Below are 14,120 nucleotides of genomic sequence, written 5' to 3'. Positions count from 1 at the left end.
GCCTCTCAATCGTAGCCAGCGACACCGACCGGTAGCGCCACGCCGGAGCCGACCAGATAACGTTAGGGGAGTGAGTGCCATCCCTTACTGTGACGATGTCCTGGACCCTTCCGTCTCGCTCCTCCAGTTGGTGGACGTTGCGAAGAACCTCGGTGTGGCCGTCACCCGCGTGCAGCAGCTTCTTCGGGATCAGCAGTTGATCGCCGTGCGACGCGACGGCGTCCTCGGTGTCCCCGAACTCTTCTTCGACGAGACCGGCGAGACCGTCAAATGGCTGCCCGGACTCATCGCGGTGCTGCACGACGGCGGATTCAAGGACGAGGAAATCCTGCTGTGGCTGTTCCGTGAGGACGACAGCCTCCCGGGCACGCCCGTCCAGGCCCTGCACGGCGACCTCGCCCGCGAAGTGATCCGCCGCGCTCAGGCCATGGGATTCTGACCGCCGGTCACCGCACCCGGCCGCGGGCGGGCACCGCGAGCCGGGCGAACTGAGGCAGCGCCGTCGCCCACCGGTTCCGCCGCGGAACGGTGGCGCGACGGTCCAGGACCCGGTACCCCCCACGCTCGATCTCGTCGAGAATGCGCGAGTACAGCACGAACGCCGTCCGGATGCCGGGTTGGACGCGTCGATCCAGCATCGCGATTCCCGGTTCCGCGTCGCGGTACACCGACCGGGTGACCGCGATCAGGTGGGCGAGCGCCCGCACGATCCGCTGATCCGTCGCGCCGCGGCGGCGGCTGTGCACGAGAAGTGCGGTGTCGACCCCGAACGCGGCCAGTTCCTCGGCCGGGAGATAGACCCGGCCCCGATCGAGGTCCTCGCCGACGTCGCGGAGGAAATTGGTCAGCTGGAACGCTTCCCCGAGGGCCGCGGCATGCGGTTCGGCGCCGGGCCCGGTGGTGCCGAGGACGGGCAGCATCTGCAAACCGATCACGACGGCCGACCCGTACATGTACGTGCGGAGTTCGGCGAGAGTGCCGTATTCGGCCCGATGTTCCGCGGTACCCGGAACATCCATCCGCATGGAGTTCAGGAACGCGAAGAAGTAGTCGTGGGGGATGGCGAAACCCGCCACGGTGTCGAGGAACGCGGGAAGGACCTGCCGCATCTCCGGCGAGCACGCGGACGCACCGGCGTTCCGGCCGGTGAAGCCGAGTCGCAACACGGTTTCGATCCGGTCGAGTTGGGCGGCGCACTCCCCGGCCGTCCGGCCGGGATCGGCGTCCACCAGGTCGTCGACCGTGCGGGCGAACCCGTAGAGGGCGTGCACGGCGGCCCTCCGACGCTCGGGAAGCAGGCGGGTGGCCAGGTGATAGGTGCGTCCGTGCTCCGCCGTCACCGCGCCGCAGTACCGGTAACTGTCGGCCAGCGCGGTCATCGACCGGTCATTCGAGGCCGGGCGACGCCGCCGCACCAGCGAGGTCGGCGGTGCGCTCTTCCCCGACGGGCCGCGGTGCGCGCAGCCGCAGCGGGTCGACCGTGCGCAGCGACACCGCCGCCACGACCGCGGCGAACGTCGCGAGCACCACGTGCGCCAACGTGTAGAGACCGATCGACCCGTCCGGCTGGAAGACCAGCATCAACCAGGTGGACAACCCGACGAGAATCATCAACGTCCGCGTCGCCAACGCAAAGCCGGCCGCGATGGCGATCGGCCACGAGTAGTACCAGGGCAGCGCGGCCGGCGACAGGATCACGATCGCGACCAGCACGATCAGGATCCCGAGGATCGCATCCCGCTCGGTCTTCCGGTACCGCCACCAGGCCGCCAGCACGATCACGACGAGGGCCACCGCGCAGATCGGGCGGGTGACGGCCAAAACCTCGCCCAGCCGCAGATCCGCGAACCACGAGGTTCCGACCGTCACGAAGTGGGCGAGGATCGTCGGCAGCGACAACCAGTTGATGATCTTGTTCGAACCGGACAGCGCCGTCATCCAGCCGAGTCCGACACCGGCGACGGCGGAGGCGGCGGCGAAGACGAACACGAACACGGCGAATCCTGCGCCCGCGGTCTTCGCGAACGACGCGAGCGGCGACGCGGGTGTCCGCCCCTCGGCCTCGGCCTTCTCCTTCTCGTGCAGCATCCAGATCCACACCATGAAGGGGAGCGCGGCGCCCGCGGTCGCCTTGATCGCGACAGCCACCGCGACGAGCGCGATGCCGGCCAGATGGCGGCGTTCGAGAACGAGTGCGATGCCGGCGATCATCAGGCCGACCATCAGAAGTTCGTTGTGGACACCACCGATGAGGTGGACGAGGACCAGCGGATTGAGCACGGCGAGCCACAGCGCGATGGCCGGACTACCACCGAGGTGCCGCGCGAGATGCGGAACGCCCCAGACCATCAGCGCGAGCCCGGGCAGCATCGTCACGCGCAGCAGCATCGTCCCGGCGATGACGTTGTCGCCGGTGATCGCGGTGATGCCCTGACTGAGCAGCAGGAACAGCGGACCGTACGGCGCGGTGGTGGTCGTCCACACGTTGCTGACGTTGTCGAGAAGGATTCCGGGGTTGACCACCGGACCGACGGCGTAGGGGTCGAACCCGTCACGCAGCAGCGCGCCCTGCGCCAGGTAGGAGTACGCGTCCCGGCTGAACATCGGCACGGCCAGCAGCAGCGGCGCCGTCCACACCGGCACGACCATCCGCAACTGCCGGAGCGTGACGTCGCCCCCGAGCGTGGCGCGGCCCAGCCGCACCCACGCCGTGATCATCGCGACGACACCCACCCAGACGATGACGGTCGACAGGATCTGCCCGTGACCAAACCGGAGCCACGACAGGTGCATCGCCTCGAGCAAGGGGTCCTCGCGGCGGACGCTGCCCGCACCGAACCCGCCGAACGTGATCATCACGGCGCCCACGAAACCGAGAAGTGCGGCGTGCCCCTCCGGGCTGCGGAGGAAGTCGGCCGTGGTCTGGGGCCACGACCGCTGCGGCGTGGTCGTCGCAGCAGCGACGGTCGCCTGCCGGGCAGAGGACGTCATGAGTGCAGATTCCTCCCCCGAGGTGAGTTCGGTTGCGGTCGGTGCGCTCGTCGTCGTGCGCATCGCATGGTCGAGGAACCAGTTTAATTGCTGCCGGCGCCAGTTCTCGCCACGCCTCGCCCTATCCTCCCGCACTTCGTGCTTTCGAGTGCAATTCCGCACTTCGTGCTCCTACCGGCCCGGTGATGCGCGCGGCCGCGAGTTTCCCCGACAGCAGGACGGTCGGAACGCCGACACCCGGGACGGTGCCGGACCCGGCGAGGATGACGTTGTCGAGGCCCCGGACCAGGTTGGGGCGCCGGAACGGACCCGTCTGCCGGAACACGTGCGCCGCGGCGAAGGGACTGCCCGCCGCCATGCCCTTCCCGAGCCAGGTGAGGGGGGTGTCGACGTGGTCGATGGTGAAATGCTCCGCGATCCCGCTGTATCCGCGCTTCTCGAGTTCGCGCAGCAGTTCGTTCACGTACGGGCCGGTCAGCGAGGACCACTCCAGCGGCGCGCTGTGCAGGTTGGGGCACGGAGCCAGCACCGACAGCGGTTCCGAGGCGGTGCCCGCGCGGTCGAGGACGAGGCCCGGATCCGATACGGCGGGCCGGGTGATCAGCAGCGACGGGTCCGTCATCAGTCGTCCGCGGCCCCGGCGCGCCGTGATCTCCGCGAACGTCCGTTTCCACGCGTGACCGAAGTCGATGGTGTGGTGCCGCTGGGTGGCCCACCGCGATGCGATCGCGGTGGGGACGGTCCCGTGCAGGACCACGGCGGACGGCGACACCCGCACCCGGCGGGGCGTCCGGCGGGTCACCGGGCACAGCAGCGCGTCGACGACGGCCGTGTCGGGGGTGAGCACCAGCGCGTCGCAGTCGATGCGCTCACCCGCCGCCGTGACGACGGCGCCGACGCGGTCGCCGGTTCGCTCGAGCGCCGCGACCTCGGTGCCGAACCGGATCTCCCCGCCCGCGGTGGTGAGGGCGTCGGCGAGGGCGAGCGCGATCGAACGCATCCCGCCCCGGGGGAAGTAGACGCCGAGCGAGGTGTCCATGTGGGCGATCGCGCCGTACACCGCGAGTGCGTCGGCGGGGGCGACGCCGGCGTACAGCGCCTGGAACGTGAAGATCCGGCGCAGTCGCGGATCGGTGATGGTCCGGTCGACCCGGGCGCCGAGGCGGCCGAACCCACCCAGCGCGGTGAGCCTCACCAGATCCCGCGCGGCCTCACGGGACGAGACGAGATCCAGCGGCGAATCGAAGTTCGCGTCCATGAAGCGGTGGTACTCGGCGTCGAAGATCCGGCCGAGCCAGCGCCGCAACCGCAGGTACCGGGCCGATTCGTCCGGCCCGCACACCCGGCTGACCTCCGCGGCCATCGCGTCGGGATCGGAGTGGACGTCGAGCGAGGAACCGTCCGCGAACCGCGCGTGATACGCCGGGGACAGCCGTTCCAGGACCAGCGGCGGGCTGGTCGACGTGAAATCCGCGCCGACGGCCGCGAGCGCCTCGCCGACCAGTTCGGGCATCGTGAGGACGGTCGCGCCGTTGTCGATGTCGTAGCCGGGACCGCGGTAGGTGCCGACCCGTCCGCCCGGTGACGACTCCCGTTCGAGGACGGTGACGCGGCGGCCCGATCCGGTGAGGTGCAGGGCGGCCGAGAGACCGGCGAGGCCGGCCCCGACGACCACGACGTGATCGGTGCGGCCGGGAACCGTCCGCAGCGCGCGAGCCACCGCGGACCTCAGTAGTCGCGGCGCGTCGCGGCGACGGCCATCTCGGTGAGCTGCTGCTTCGCCGCGGTGGTCGCGGTGCTCGTCTCCAGCGTGGACAGCGCGGTCGCGACGAGATCCTCGATCTGTTTCTCGACGTCGGCGACCGCGCCGAGCGACGTGATCGTGTTCCGGAGGGTGTCCACGTCCGAATCGGACAGATCGGTGCCGATGCCCTCGCGGAGCAGGGCGGCCGCCGCGGGGTCGCCGGCATCGGCGCGCTGCAGCGACATCGCGAACAGGACGGTGCGCTTGCCCGCCCGCAGGTCGTCGCCCGACGGCTTGCCGGTCACGGCCGGATCCCCGAACACGCCCAGCAGGTCGTCGCGGAGCTGGAAGGCGATACCGATGTCGGTGCCGAATCGGCGGTACGCCGAGACCAGGGTGTCGTCGGCGCCGGCGAGTGCCGCGCCGAGGTGCAGCGGCCGCTCGATGGTGTACGCCGCGGTCTTGTACCGGTTGACCTTCATGGCGGCGTCGATCGACTCGTCCGCCCGGGCCTCGTTGCTGATGTCGAGGAACTGCCCGCCGAGCACCTCGGTGCGCATCGCCGACCACACGGGGGAGATGCGGGCCGACGCGTCCGGGGTGATGCCTGATTCGCGGATCATGTCGTCGGCCCAGGCCAGCGCGAGATCGCCGAGGAGAATCGCGACGCCCTCGCCGAAGTGAGCGGAATCACCGCTCCACCCCCCGGTGCGGTGCTGTTCCGCGAACTCGACGTGGACGGTGGGGAACCCGCGGCGCGTCGTGGAGGCGTCGATGATGTCGTCGTGGACCAGGGCGCAGGCCTGCACCAGTTCCAGCGCGGAGCAGGCGCGGAGCACGGGCCCGGCCTCGGGGCCGCGGGCGTCGCCGCCCGCGCCGAGCCAGCCGGTCCACGCGAAGGCCGGGCGAACCCGCTTGCCTCCGCGCAGGACGAAGTCCTCGAGTGTCGTCACGGCCTCGCGGTAGCCGCCACCCACGGCGTCGACCAGGTCCTGACGGCCGGTGAAGAAGTCGCGCAGCGCATTCTCGACCTCGGCCACGAGGGCGGAGGGGCGCGTTCCAACGGACAGTGTTGCCTCCAGGATCGAAAGTTCGCGTGTGCGCCGAGACCGGCAGCAGGCGTCGACACCACCATAGTGGGCGCTCGTCCGGGCAGCCGGTTGCCCGGATCCCGGGTGCCTGCTGAGACGCAGTGGGTGCATTCCGCCGGGCACTACCTATGCTGGACGGGTGACATTCGATTCCGTCAGGGGGCGGGCCAGCGAAGGCTGGGTGACCCGCACCCCGTCCATCGTCGACCGGATCCGGTCGTCCGGCGACGGTCGGGTGCCCTTTTCCGTCGAGTTCTCGCCGCCGCGGGACGAGGCCGCCGAGGCCCGTCTGTGGCGTGCCGTCCGCGAGTTCGAGCGGATGGGTCCGGCCTTCGTGTCCATGACGTACGGTGCGGGCGGGTCGACGCGCGACCGCACGGTCCGCGTCACCGGCCAGCTCGCCGAGGAGACCACCCTCCTGCCGGTCGCGCACCTCACCGCCGTGTCCCACAGCGTCGACGAACTGCGGTCGATGGTCGGCGCGTACGCCGACCGCGGAATCAGCAACATCCTGGTCCTGCGCGGCGACCCGCCCGGTGACCCGTTGGGCGAATGGGAGAAGCACCCCCAGGGCGTCGAGTACGCCGAGGATCTGGTCCGGCTCGTCCGCGACCTCGGCGACTTCCACGTCGGCGTGGCGTCGTTCCCGGAAGGCCACTACCGCGCGCCGGATCTTGCGCACGACACCCGCTACCTGGTGTCGAAGCTGCGGGCAGGCGCGGAGTACTCGATCACCCAGATGTTCTTCGACGTCGACGACTACCTGCGGCTGCGCGACCGGGTGTCCGCGTACGACGCCGAGCAGGGCGCGAAGCCGATCATCCCCGAGATCATGCCGATCACGTCGCTGGGGTCGGTCCGCCGCATGCTCGAACTGTCGGGGTCGAGTCTGCCGGCGCACCTCGAGAAGCGGCTGGCCACGGCCGCCGGGGACGGTCCGGAGGAGAACCGCGCCGCCGTGCGCGAGATCGGTATCGACCTCGCCACCGAGATGAGTGAACGCCTCATCGCGGAGGGTGCGCCCGGCCTGCACTTCATCACGCTCAACTTCGCGCGCGCCACCAGCGAGGTGCTCGCCCGGCTGGGCGACAAGGTCGGTTCGGGCGTGGCGGATCCGTCCCCGGTCACCCCTGCGCCGGTCAGCTGAGCGTCCGGCCCTTCCACCGGGTGCGCCCGCGCCGATGACTGCGGTGTGACGACACCGTCAGTGCCGTCACCGCGGCCACCGACAGCGGATGCGCGAGCGCGCCGGCCACGTCCGCGGCGGTGAGGCGATCGCCGCGTTCGAGTGCCCGGGCGCACAGCCGGGACGTCGTGGCCGCGAGATACCCCACCGCGCCCCACCGGCGGACGCGTCCCCGTCCCGCCGCGAGGGCCGCCGGCGGCATCAGGTACGCCGCCGTCACGACACCGAGGACCGCCGCGGCGCCGAGACGGGAGCCGAATGCCGTCCACAGCCAGCGGTCGTAGCCTCCCCGCAGCGCGTCGGCGTCCTCGTACATCCGGCAGGACGCCGACCGGCCGGCCACGACCAGTGCGGTCGTCTGCCCGCACCGGCGGAGCAGGCGTGCGATGTCGAGATCCTCGGTCACACTGTCCGCAACGGCGCCGTGACCCCCGACGCCGCGGTACGCGGCGGCGTCGAAGACCATGAACTGCCCGCAGGCCACGGCGGTGGACGGGCGCCGAGACCGGTTGGCCACGCGGACGGGCAGCGTCGCCGCCCACGACCATCCGAGCAGCGGCTGCACCAGGGCCTCGCCGGCCGATCCCGCCTGCTGGAACGGCCACGCGCAGACCAGCGCCGCGTCGGACTTGCGCAGGGCGGTGCAGGCGGTGTTCAGCGCGTCGGGGCGCAACCGCACGTCGGCGTCGAGGAACACGAGGACCCCGCTGCCTGCCCGGCCCTGCGCGAAGGCGTGCTCGCTCACCCGGTGGCAGGCCGCGGGTTTACCCACCCACCCCGGCGGCGGCTCCGACGTTCCCCGGACCACCGAGAAGCGGGCGTCGTCGCCGGCCGCTGCCTCCGCGGCCCCGGCCGTCCCGTCGGTGGAGGCGTCGTCGTAGACGAACACCCGGAGATCGTCGACCCCGCGCTGTTCCCGCAGATCGCCGATCAGAGCGGGTAGCCGGTCACGCTCGTCCCGGGCTGGGACGCAGACCGTGACGGGTTCGGTGACCCGGCGGGCCGGAGCAGGGAGCCGCGGTGCGGAGCGCAGGTTGGCGACGGAGACGGCGAGACCGAGCACCGAGATCAGCGAGCCGAACCGGACCACCCGCTCGATCGGCGCCGCGGTCACACGTCCGAGTGGTCCCGTGCGCGCCGTCCGCCGAGCACCGGCTCCTTGTTACGGGCCAGCCACGCCAGCGCACCGACGATGACGGCCACACCCAGCGTCACACCGGCCATGATGCCCGCCCAGCCCGCGAAACTGCGGGTGCTGGGATCCGAATAGCGCACCTCGGCCCGGATCGTCGAGGTGTCGCCGGCGGGCAACTTCCACGACACGATCGAATCGCCCTCACGGGTGCCGTTGGTGGTGGCGACGCGGGCCGGGAACGCGATCGTGAACTGCACGTCGGTGCCCTGGGCGGGTACCGAACTGAGATCGGCCTTCCCGTCGAGGGTCACGAGGTCGCCGGTCCGCTGGAGCGAGATCTGGAAACTTCCCGTGGCCTGCTCCGACATGGTGCCGAGCTGCGCCACGTCGCCGAACGTGAGGTCGCTGAAGAACGCCTGGCTGCCCACGTAGCCGTCCTTCTTGTACTCCTGGATGCGCACCTTGTCCGACAGCGAGCCGGGGGGAGTGAGCTGGGGGCCCTTGTCCTGATCGTTCGCAGGCACGGCGGCGGCCACGATCTGGCCGGAGACCCGGTCGTCGGCGGACACACCCATCGACACCTGAACCCGCAGGCATCCCGCGAGGAACGGTACGAGGAGAAGTCCGAGGACGGCGAGGGACACGGCCCTCCGCGAGCGGGTCGAGGTCGGAACCGAAGGCAGCTGCACAGTCGTATCGTGCCAGGGGACCGGTTCGGTGTCAGTGGTGAGGGTGCGTGTCGCGGGCCCCGGGCCGCCGGACGCCCGGCCGCAGCAGCGAGACGAGCAGGGGAACTCCCAGGATTCCCATCGCGCACCACCCGTAGATTGCCGAATACCGCAACTCGGGGGCGTCCAGGAAGACGGAGTGGGCCAGCGCCGAACCCAGCCACGTCCACAGGAACAACCCGATCGGGACGCCGTCGCGGTGCCGGGTTCGCGTGCCGAAGCGGCGGTCGATCCGGTCGACCGCGACCGCCATCACCGTCGCGACGATGAACCACCCCGCGTAGTTCGTCAGCGGAATGTGCTCGACCCCGGGCAGGCCGGCGTCGGTGACGCACCAGCGCCACTGGCCGTCCGCGACCATCTGCGGGTCCAGGTACAGGTCCCAGCCGACGACGCCGACGGTCGTCAGCGCGACCCGGACCGCCCGCCTGTGCGGGCCGCGGGCGAGCGCCGACGCCGCACACCACACCGGGTAGAAGCCGGCGGTCCAGGCGAACGGCACCACGAGGGGCACCCCGGCGAGTGCGGGACCGAGCCGGTCGACGCTGTAGTCGTAGCAGCCGTAGGGGAAGCCGGTGGCCGTCCCGGCGACCTCGGAGACCAGACCCAGGCCGGCCGTCACGACCACCAGCCCCACCGCCCAGCGTCCACCCCGGGTCACGGCCGCGTGGGAGATCGAGGCGGCGGCGAGCAGGACGACCACGAACACGGTGACGACGTCGCGGACCCCGCCGTGCACCAGCGGGTAGAGGATCTGCGCCGCGATCGCCGCCCCCGCGAAAACGACGGGAACGCGGGAGGTCATCGCCGGCGCCACACGCGGGCCAGACCCTTTCGGTCGTCGCGGAGCGCGATCCGGGCGGCGCTGCGGCCGCTCGCACCGGACACCCCGCCACCCGGATGGGTCGAGGCCCCCGTCAGGTACAGGCGGTCGGCCCCCGGAACGCGGTGCCCCGACAACTCGGGGAGGGGACGCCACATCATCATCTGGTCCAGCGACATCTCCACGTGCATGACGTTGCCGCCGAGCAACCCCATCTCGTCTTCGAGGTCCTGCGGCGACTGCACGTGCCGGTCGAGGACGGACTCGCCGAACCCGGGTGCCAGCGCGTCCATCTCCGCCACGATCCGATCGGCCTCCCGCGCGGCGAGGTCGCTCCACCGCCTGCCGCCGGTCAGCCGGTACGGCTGCCATTGCGACCACAGGGTCACCTGGTGCCTGCCCTCGGGTGCGATGGTGGGGTCGAGTCCGCTGAAGCTCATCCCCAGCACCGCGGGCCGCGGCGGGAGCTCCCCGGCGAGCGCCGCGCCGTGCGCGAGCCGCAGCTGGGCGCGATCCGAGACCAGCAGCTGGAGCCCGTCGGTGACGGTGTCGTCGGGCGCACTCGGATAGGCGGGGAGAGTGTCGGTCGCCAGCCGCACCACCATCCCGATCCCCGGGCCGACGCGGATCCGGCGACGCCACCGGGCGAGGGTCGGCGGGTCGTACCCGCCGCGTTCGAGCAGACAGAGGGTGGTCAGCACGTGGCAGCCTGCGACCACCACCCGGGAGCGGATCTCGCGACCCGACGACGTCCGAGTCGTCCAGGCGTCGCCGTCGCGGCTCAGCGAGACCACCGACTCGCCGAGCGTGACCGTCCCGCCGTCCGACTGCAGTCGCGAGGCGAGCGCCGCGGTCAAGGCTCCGCTGCCGCCGACGGCCCGGCCGGGCGGAATTGTGTGCATCAGGGCCGCGAACCCGACCATCGGCGCCGTCCCCGGCTCCGACATCGGCGGACCGGACTGGGCGCCGAACCACGCGAGCGCCGCCTTGAGCCGTTCGTCGTCGAAATACTCGTCGAGCAGTGCGTCGCCGGAACCGAGGAACTGCCGGGAGAGGTCGCTGCCGCCGCCGCCCGTGTCGAGCCCCCAGAACGACGAGAGCAGCGCGGGCGCGGTCGGCGGATTCGAGAACGCGCGCATGACGCGGGCGCTGCGCGGACCCCACACGTCCACGAACCGGCGGTACGCGTCGGCGTCCGCGGCCCCGCAGGTCTCCTCGATGGACCGGCACGTCGCCTCGAGGCTGCGGTGGAACACGATTCCCGGCCGGTCCGTCCCAGCGGGGGCGGGGGCGAACGCCCACGGATCGCAGTCGAGGTACCGCAGGCCGTGCGCGCCGAGGTCGAGTTCCTCGACGATCCCCGTGTGCCGGACCATGATGTGCGCGGACGACCCGCGGTCGACCTTGTACCCGGGGAAGCGTTCCACCGTGGACACGGCGCCGCCGAGCACGGTGTCGCGTTCGATCACCTCGACCGACCACCCGGACCGCGCGAGGTAACACGCCGACACCAGGGCGTTGTGTCCCGATCCGACGACCACCGCGTCGATCACAGGGGAAGCCCGCGTCCCAGCACCGCGAACGGCCGGTTGTCGCCGGCGAATCGGAAGTGGCGCAGGACATCTCTGAAGCCGAGGCGGCGGTACAGCCGCCACGCGCGGTTGTCCTCGTCCGCCACTTCCGGGGTGGAGAGCAGCACCCCGCGTTCGGGTCGGCGTTCGAGGAGGCGCAGGAGCAGGGTCTCGCCGAGCCCGTGACCCTGGGCGTCCGGGTGGACGTGGAGTTCGGTGAGTTCGAAGTAGTTGCCGAGGATCACGTCGATCTGGTCGCGGGTCCACCCCGTGTGGCGCAGGCCGGAACGGACCTGCTGGTGCCACCACTGCTCGGGGGCTCCGCGGTAGCCGTAGGCGATGGCGACGAGGCGGGCGGCCGCGTCGTCGGTGGATCCGTCCCCGGCCGGGACGAGCGCGCCGACGCCACGCCACCCCGACCGCTGGAGGTGCTCGTTCCACATCGGCGCCCGGTGGTATTCGGTGCCGTGGGGATAGCCCATGGCGGCGACGTAGATCGACAGCGCCTCGTGCAGGCGGTCGCGGAACTCGGCGGCCGAGAGTTCGACCACGAGCGGAGTCTGGTCAGCGTTCGGTTCGACCGGTCTCACCTTTCTCTTGACGACATGTCGGTGGGTCCAGCTATATTGAATAGGTCGAACAGATGTTCGATGGTGGGGATCCGGCGATGCTCGAGGGAAGCGAGCATCGCCGGCCCCCGAACTCACGACCTGACTACGCCCGGCGGGGTGGTTGCACCGGGGTTTTGGAGGTGTTCGAAGTGCTGACGAATCCGGTCACGGGACCGACCTCTGGGAACTCGCACCGGAAGGGTGACGTACGCAACCCTGGCGCCCGGCGGAGCTCGGCGCTGCTCGATCGCGCCGACGCGCTCCTCGCCCAATCGGTGGGGGCAGGCGGCCCGGCGGATCGATTCCACAGCGCGTATCTGGCCGCGTTGCGCGGCGCGGGCGCCGTGCTGGCCGCCGCGGAGGGGCCGGCCGGGAGCAAAAGGACACGAACACGTAACGCCTGGGTGCTCATGGCCGGCGCGGCGCCGGACTTCGCGAACTGGGCCGACTACTTCGCCGGTCACTCGCCCACCCGCGCCGCCATCGAGGCAGGAATGTCGAGAACCCTCACCGACCTGGAGGCCGACGAGTTCTTCGTCGAGGTCGGACGCTTTCTCCAGGCCGTCGAAGATCACATCGAACGTGGCGCAGGTCTCGATCTGCGGGCCTCGTAGGACGGCCGGAGACCGGAAACGGCGGGTAAACGGTGAGGCGTCCGCGACATTGCGGTGCCCCGAACGTCGTTCGGTGCGGGAGTCCGTAAGGTTGGTGGGGAACTCGTACGTGGAGTAGGTGGTACGGGGATCGAACTGCTCGTATTATTAAATCTAGGTAGCCGCCAAAGTCGGTTACCCACCGTCTCGCACCGTGAGGCGGTGGCCAACACTCCAGTGCCGGGGGAGGTACCGTGCCACTCTCCGAGCACGAGCAGCGCATGCTCGACCAGATCGAGAGCGCTCTCTACGCCGAGGATCCCAAGTTCGCCTCCACTGTGCGAGGCGGTCGCATGCGTGCGGCATCGAGTCGTCGTCGATTGCAGGCGGTGGCCCTGTTCGTTCTGGGCCTGGTCCTGCTCATCGCCGGCGTCGCCCTTCCGATCAAGCCGGGCGGTTTTCCCGTCATCAGCCTGATCGGCTTCATCGTCATGTTCGGTGCCGGAGTCCTCCTCCTGTGGGGTGGAGGAAAGAGCAAGTCCGGACAGTCCTCACGTGGTGGCTCGACCACGCAAGGCGAGACCGGCCGTGCCGAACGCGGTAAGCCCCGAAGCGGGCGCAAGAGTGGCGGATTCTCGTCGCGAATGGAAGACCGCTTCAAGAAGAGATTCGAGCAGGAGTAGTACAACCCGCTCAGCAGTTCAGCGGCGGCGTGGCATGTGATGCCACGCCGCCACTGCTGTCTCCGGGGTCGGCACCCCGTCGCCCGGCGCCCATTCGGCCCTGTTGTGCCCGGCAGGTGGGGCCAGTGAACGCTCCCGCCCACGAATCCCCACCCTTACCCACCCCGTTTCCCCACTTTCCCCCTCGGGTCTCCGACGGGCCGCGGAGCAGGGGTAACGCACCCTCTCCGTGAGCTCTCACCTGGGCCTTTCGGATGCTTGGCGCCGCTGTGTGCCGGAGCGCGATCGACGGTGCCCGTGTCGGTGATCACGTCGGGAATTTCCCCCCACCTGCTCCAATTCGCGTTGACCAGCAAGTATTGGGCAAATTGGGTGGCAACACGCCGTTATCTACCTTGTGGGTGGGGGAAAGTGGGGTACTGTGGTGCGCAGCGGGGAGCGAAGGTGAACCGCCCGGGCATGCGGCGTTCGATATGAACGCGGTGGGAGGTGTCGAGTGTTTCTCGGTACCTACACGCCGAAGCTCGACGACAAGGGGCGGCTCACGTTGCCCGCAAAGTTCCGGGATGCGCTGGCGGGAGGGTTGATGGTCACCAAGGGTCAGGATCACAGCCTCGCGGTGTATCCCCGGGAAGAATTCACCGCTCTCGCACGCAAGGCCGCGGCCGCGTCGCGAAGCGATCCGGAGGCGCGAGCCTTCGTTCGCGGACTGGCGGCAGGTACCGACGAGCAGCACGCAGATGCCCAGGGGCGCATCACCCTCTCGGCAGATCACCGTCGTTACGCGGGTCTCTCCAAGGACTGCGTAGTGATCGGTTCGGTCGACTTCCTCGAAATCTGGGATGCGCAAGCCTGGCAGACCTATGTCGAGGCGAACGAGGAGAACTACTCGCAGGCAACAGGAGTCGCGCTCGGCGAGATCGTCTGAGCGTGAACACGTCCCCGCGAATGCCGCGAGGCCTCT

At 70.4% G+C, this 14,120-nt stretch carries 14 protein-coding genes; 5 read left to right on the top strand and 9 right to left on the bottom strand.

From position 1 onward, the window contains the following. Positions 1–70: 70 nt before the first annotated feature. A complete protein-coding gene (locus I1A62_RS12165) occupies positions 71–439 on the top strand; it encodes an Rv2175c family DNA-binding protein (RefSeq protein WP_087556228.1) in 369 nt (122 codons plus the stop codon). Positions 440–446: 7 nt separating this feature from the next. Here the strand turns inward: I1A62_RS12165 and I1A62_RS12160 are convergent, their stop codons facing one another. The 4 genes from I1A62_RS12160 to I1A62_RS12145 form a co-directional block, all read right to left on the bottom strand. Next, entirely contained in the window at positions 447–1,379 is a 933-nt protein-coding gene (locus I1A62_RS12160; protein ID WP_124389949.1) for a phytoene/squalene synthase family protein, read from the bottom strand. Between the two features lie 7 nt (positions 1,380–1,386). Then, positions 1,387–2,991 carry an alpha-(1->6)-mannopyranosyltransferase A gene (locus tag I1A62_RS12155; protein WP_219458785.1) on the bottom strand — a complete coding sequence of 535 codons (1,605 nt, stop codon included), beginning with the start codon at positions 2,989–2,991 and terminating at the stop codon, positions 1,387–1,389. Positions 2,992–3,112: 121 nt separating this feature from the next. Continuing rightward, positions 3,113–4,711, bottom strand: coding sequence for a phytoene desaturase family protein (crtI, locus tag I1A62_RS12150; RefSeq protein WP_124389951.1), 1,599 nt, complete (start codon positions 4,709–4,711; stop codon positions 3,113–3,115). Positions 4,712–4,719: 8 nt separating this feature from the next. Next, positions 4,720–5,937, bottom strand: a complete 1,218-nt coding sequence (locus I1A62_RS12145; RefSeq protein WP_192581722.1) for a polyprenyl synthetase family protein — start codon at positions 5,935–5,937, stop codon at positions 4,720–4,722. Positions 5,938–5,965: 28 nt separating this feature from the next. Here I1A62_RS12145 and metF point away from each other — a divergent pair, with 28 nt between their 5' ends. Further along, complete coding sequence (metF, locus tag I1A62_RS12140) at positions 5,966–6,973, top strand: methylenetetrahydrofolate reductase [NAD(P)H] (protein ID WP_124389952.1); 1,008 nt, start codon at positions 5,966–5,968, stop codon at positions 6,971–6,973. Here metF and I1A62_RS12135 read toward each other — a convergent pair. The 5 genes from I1A62_RS12135 to I1A62_RS12115 are packed head-to-tail and all read right to left on the bottom strand — an operon-like array spanning position 6,966 to position 11,859. After that, a complete protein-coding gene (locus I1A62_RS12135; protein WP_219458784.1) occupies positions 6,966–8,126 on the bottom strand; it encodes a glycosyltransferase family 2 protein in 1,161 nt (386 codons plus the stop codon). The two genes, metF and I1A62_RS12135, sit on opposite strands and share 8 nt — an antisense overlap. Beyond that, positions 8,123–8,836, bottom strand: a complete 714-nt coding sequence (locus I1A62_RS12130) for a DUF3153 domain-containing protein (protein WP_219458783.1) — start codon at positions 8,834–8,836, stop codon at positions 8,123–8,125. The genes I1A62_RS12135 and I1A62_RS12130 overlap by 4 nt, the downstream gene beginning before the upstream one ends. Before the next feature lie 31 nt (positions 8,837–8,867). Then, a complete protein-coding gene (locus I1A62_RS12125) occupies positions 8,868–9,680 on the bottom strand; it encodes a carotenoid biosynthesis protein (RefSeq protein WP_124389955.1) in 813 nt (270 codons plus the stop codon). Next, a complete protein-coding gene (locus tag I1A62_RS12120; RefSeq protein WP_219458782.1) occupies positions 9,677–11,251 on the bottom strand; it encodes an NAD(P)/FAD-dependent oxidoreductase in 1,575 nt (524 codons plus the stop codon). The genes I1A62_RS12125 and I1A62_RS12120 overlap by 4 nt, the downstream gene beginning before the upstream one ends. Continuing rightward, positions 11,248–11,859 (bottom strand): GNAT family N-acetyltransferase, encoded by a 612-nt coding sequence (locus I1A62_RS12115; RefSeq protein ID WP_124389957.1) that lies wholly within the window; start codon positions 11,857–11,859, stop codon positions 11,248–11,250. The genes I1A62_RS12120 and I1A62_RS12115 overlap by 4 nt, the downstream gene beginning before the upstream one ends. Before the next feature lie 173 nt (positions 11,860–12,032). Here I1A62_RS12115 and I1A62_RS12110 point away from each other — a divergent pair, with 173 nt between their 5' ends. From I1A62_RS12110 to mraZ, 3 genes are all read left to right on the top strand, one after another. Further along, complete coding sequence (locus tag I1A62_RS12110) at positions 12,033–12,494, top strand: SAV_6107 family HEPN domain-containing protein (RefSeq protein ID WP_225857918.1); 462 nt, start codon at positions 12,033–12,035, stop codon at positions 12,492–12,494. Between the two features lie 233 nt (positions 12,495–12,727). Further along, entirely contained in the window at positions 12,728–13,156 is a 429-nt protein-coding gene (locus I1A62_RS12105; protein WP_012688068.1) for a DUF3040 domain-containing protein, read from the top strand. Positions 13,157–13,652: 496 nt separating this feature from the next. Further along, complete coding sequence (gene mraZ, locus I1A62_RS12100) at positions 13,653–14,084, top strand: division/cell wall cluster transcriptional repressor MraZ (RefSeq protein ID WP_005247637.1); 432 nt, start codon at positions 13,653–13,655, stop codon at positions 14,082–14,084. The last annotated feature ends 36 nt before the right edge of the window (positions 14,085–14,120 follow it).

The sequence above is a fragment of the Rhodococcus sp. USK10 genome (assembly GCF_019378875.1).
GTDB classification, from domain to species: domain Bacteria; phylum Actinomycetota; class Actinomycetes; order Mycobacteriales; family Mycobacteriaceae; genus Rhodococcus_F; species Rhodococcus_F pseudokoreensis.
The sequence above is the reverse complement of the archived record's forward strand: the minus strand, read 5'-3'. Positions and strand labels throughout refer to the sequence as shown.

Coding starts and splice junctions, on each gene's coding strand:
- I1A62_RS12155 (WP_219458785.1), bottom strand. CDS start 2,991: ATGACGTCCTCTGCCCGGCAGGCGACCGTCGCTGCTGCGACGACCACG.
- I1A62_RS12125 (WP_124389955.1), bottom strand. CDS start 9,680: ATGACCTCCCGCGTTCCCGTCGTTTTCGCGGGGGCGGCGATCGCGGCG.
- I1A62_RS12145 (WP_192581722.1), bottom strand. CDS start 5,937: ATGCACCCACTGCGTCTCAGCAGGCACCCGGGATCCGGGCAACCGGCT.
- I1A62_RS12160 (WP_124389949.1), bottom strand. CDS start 1,379: ATGACCGCGCTGGCCGACAGTTACCGGTACTGCGGCGCGGTGACGGCG.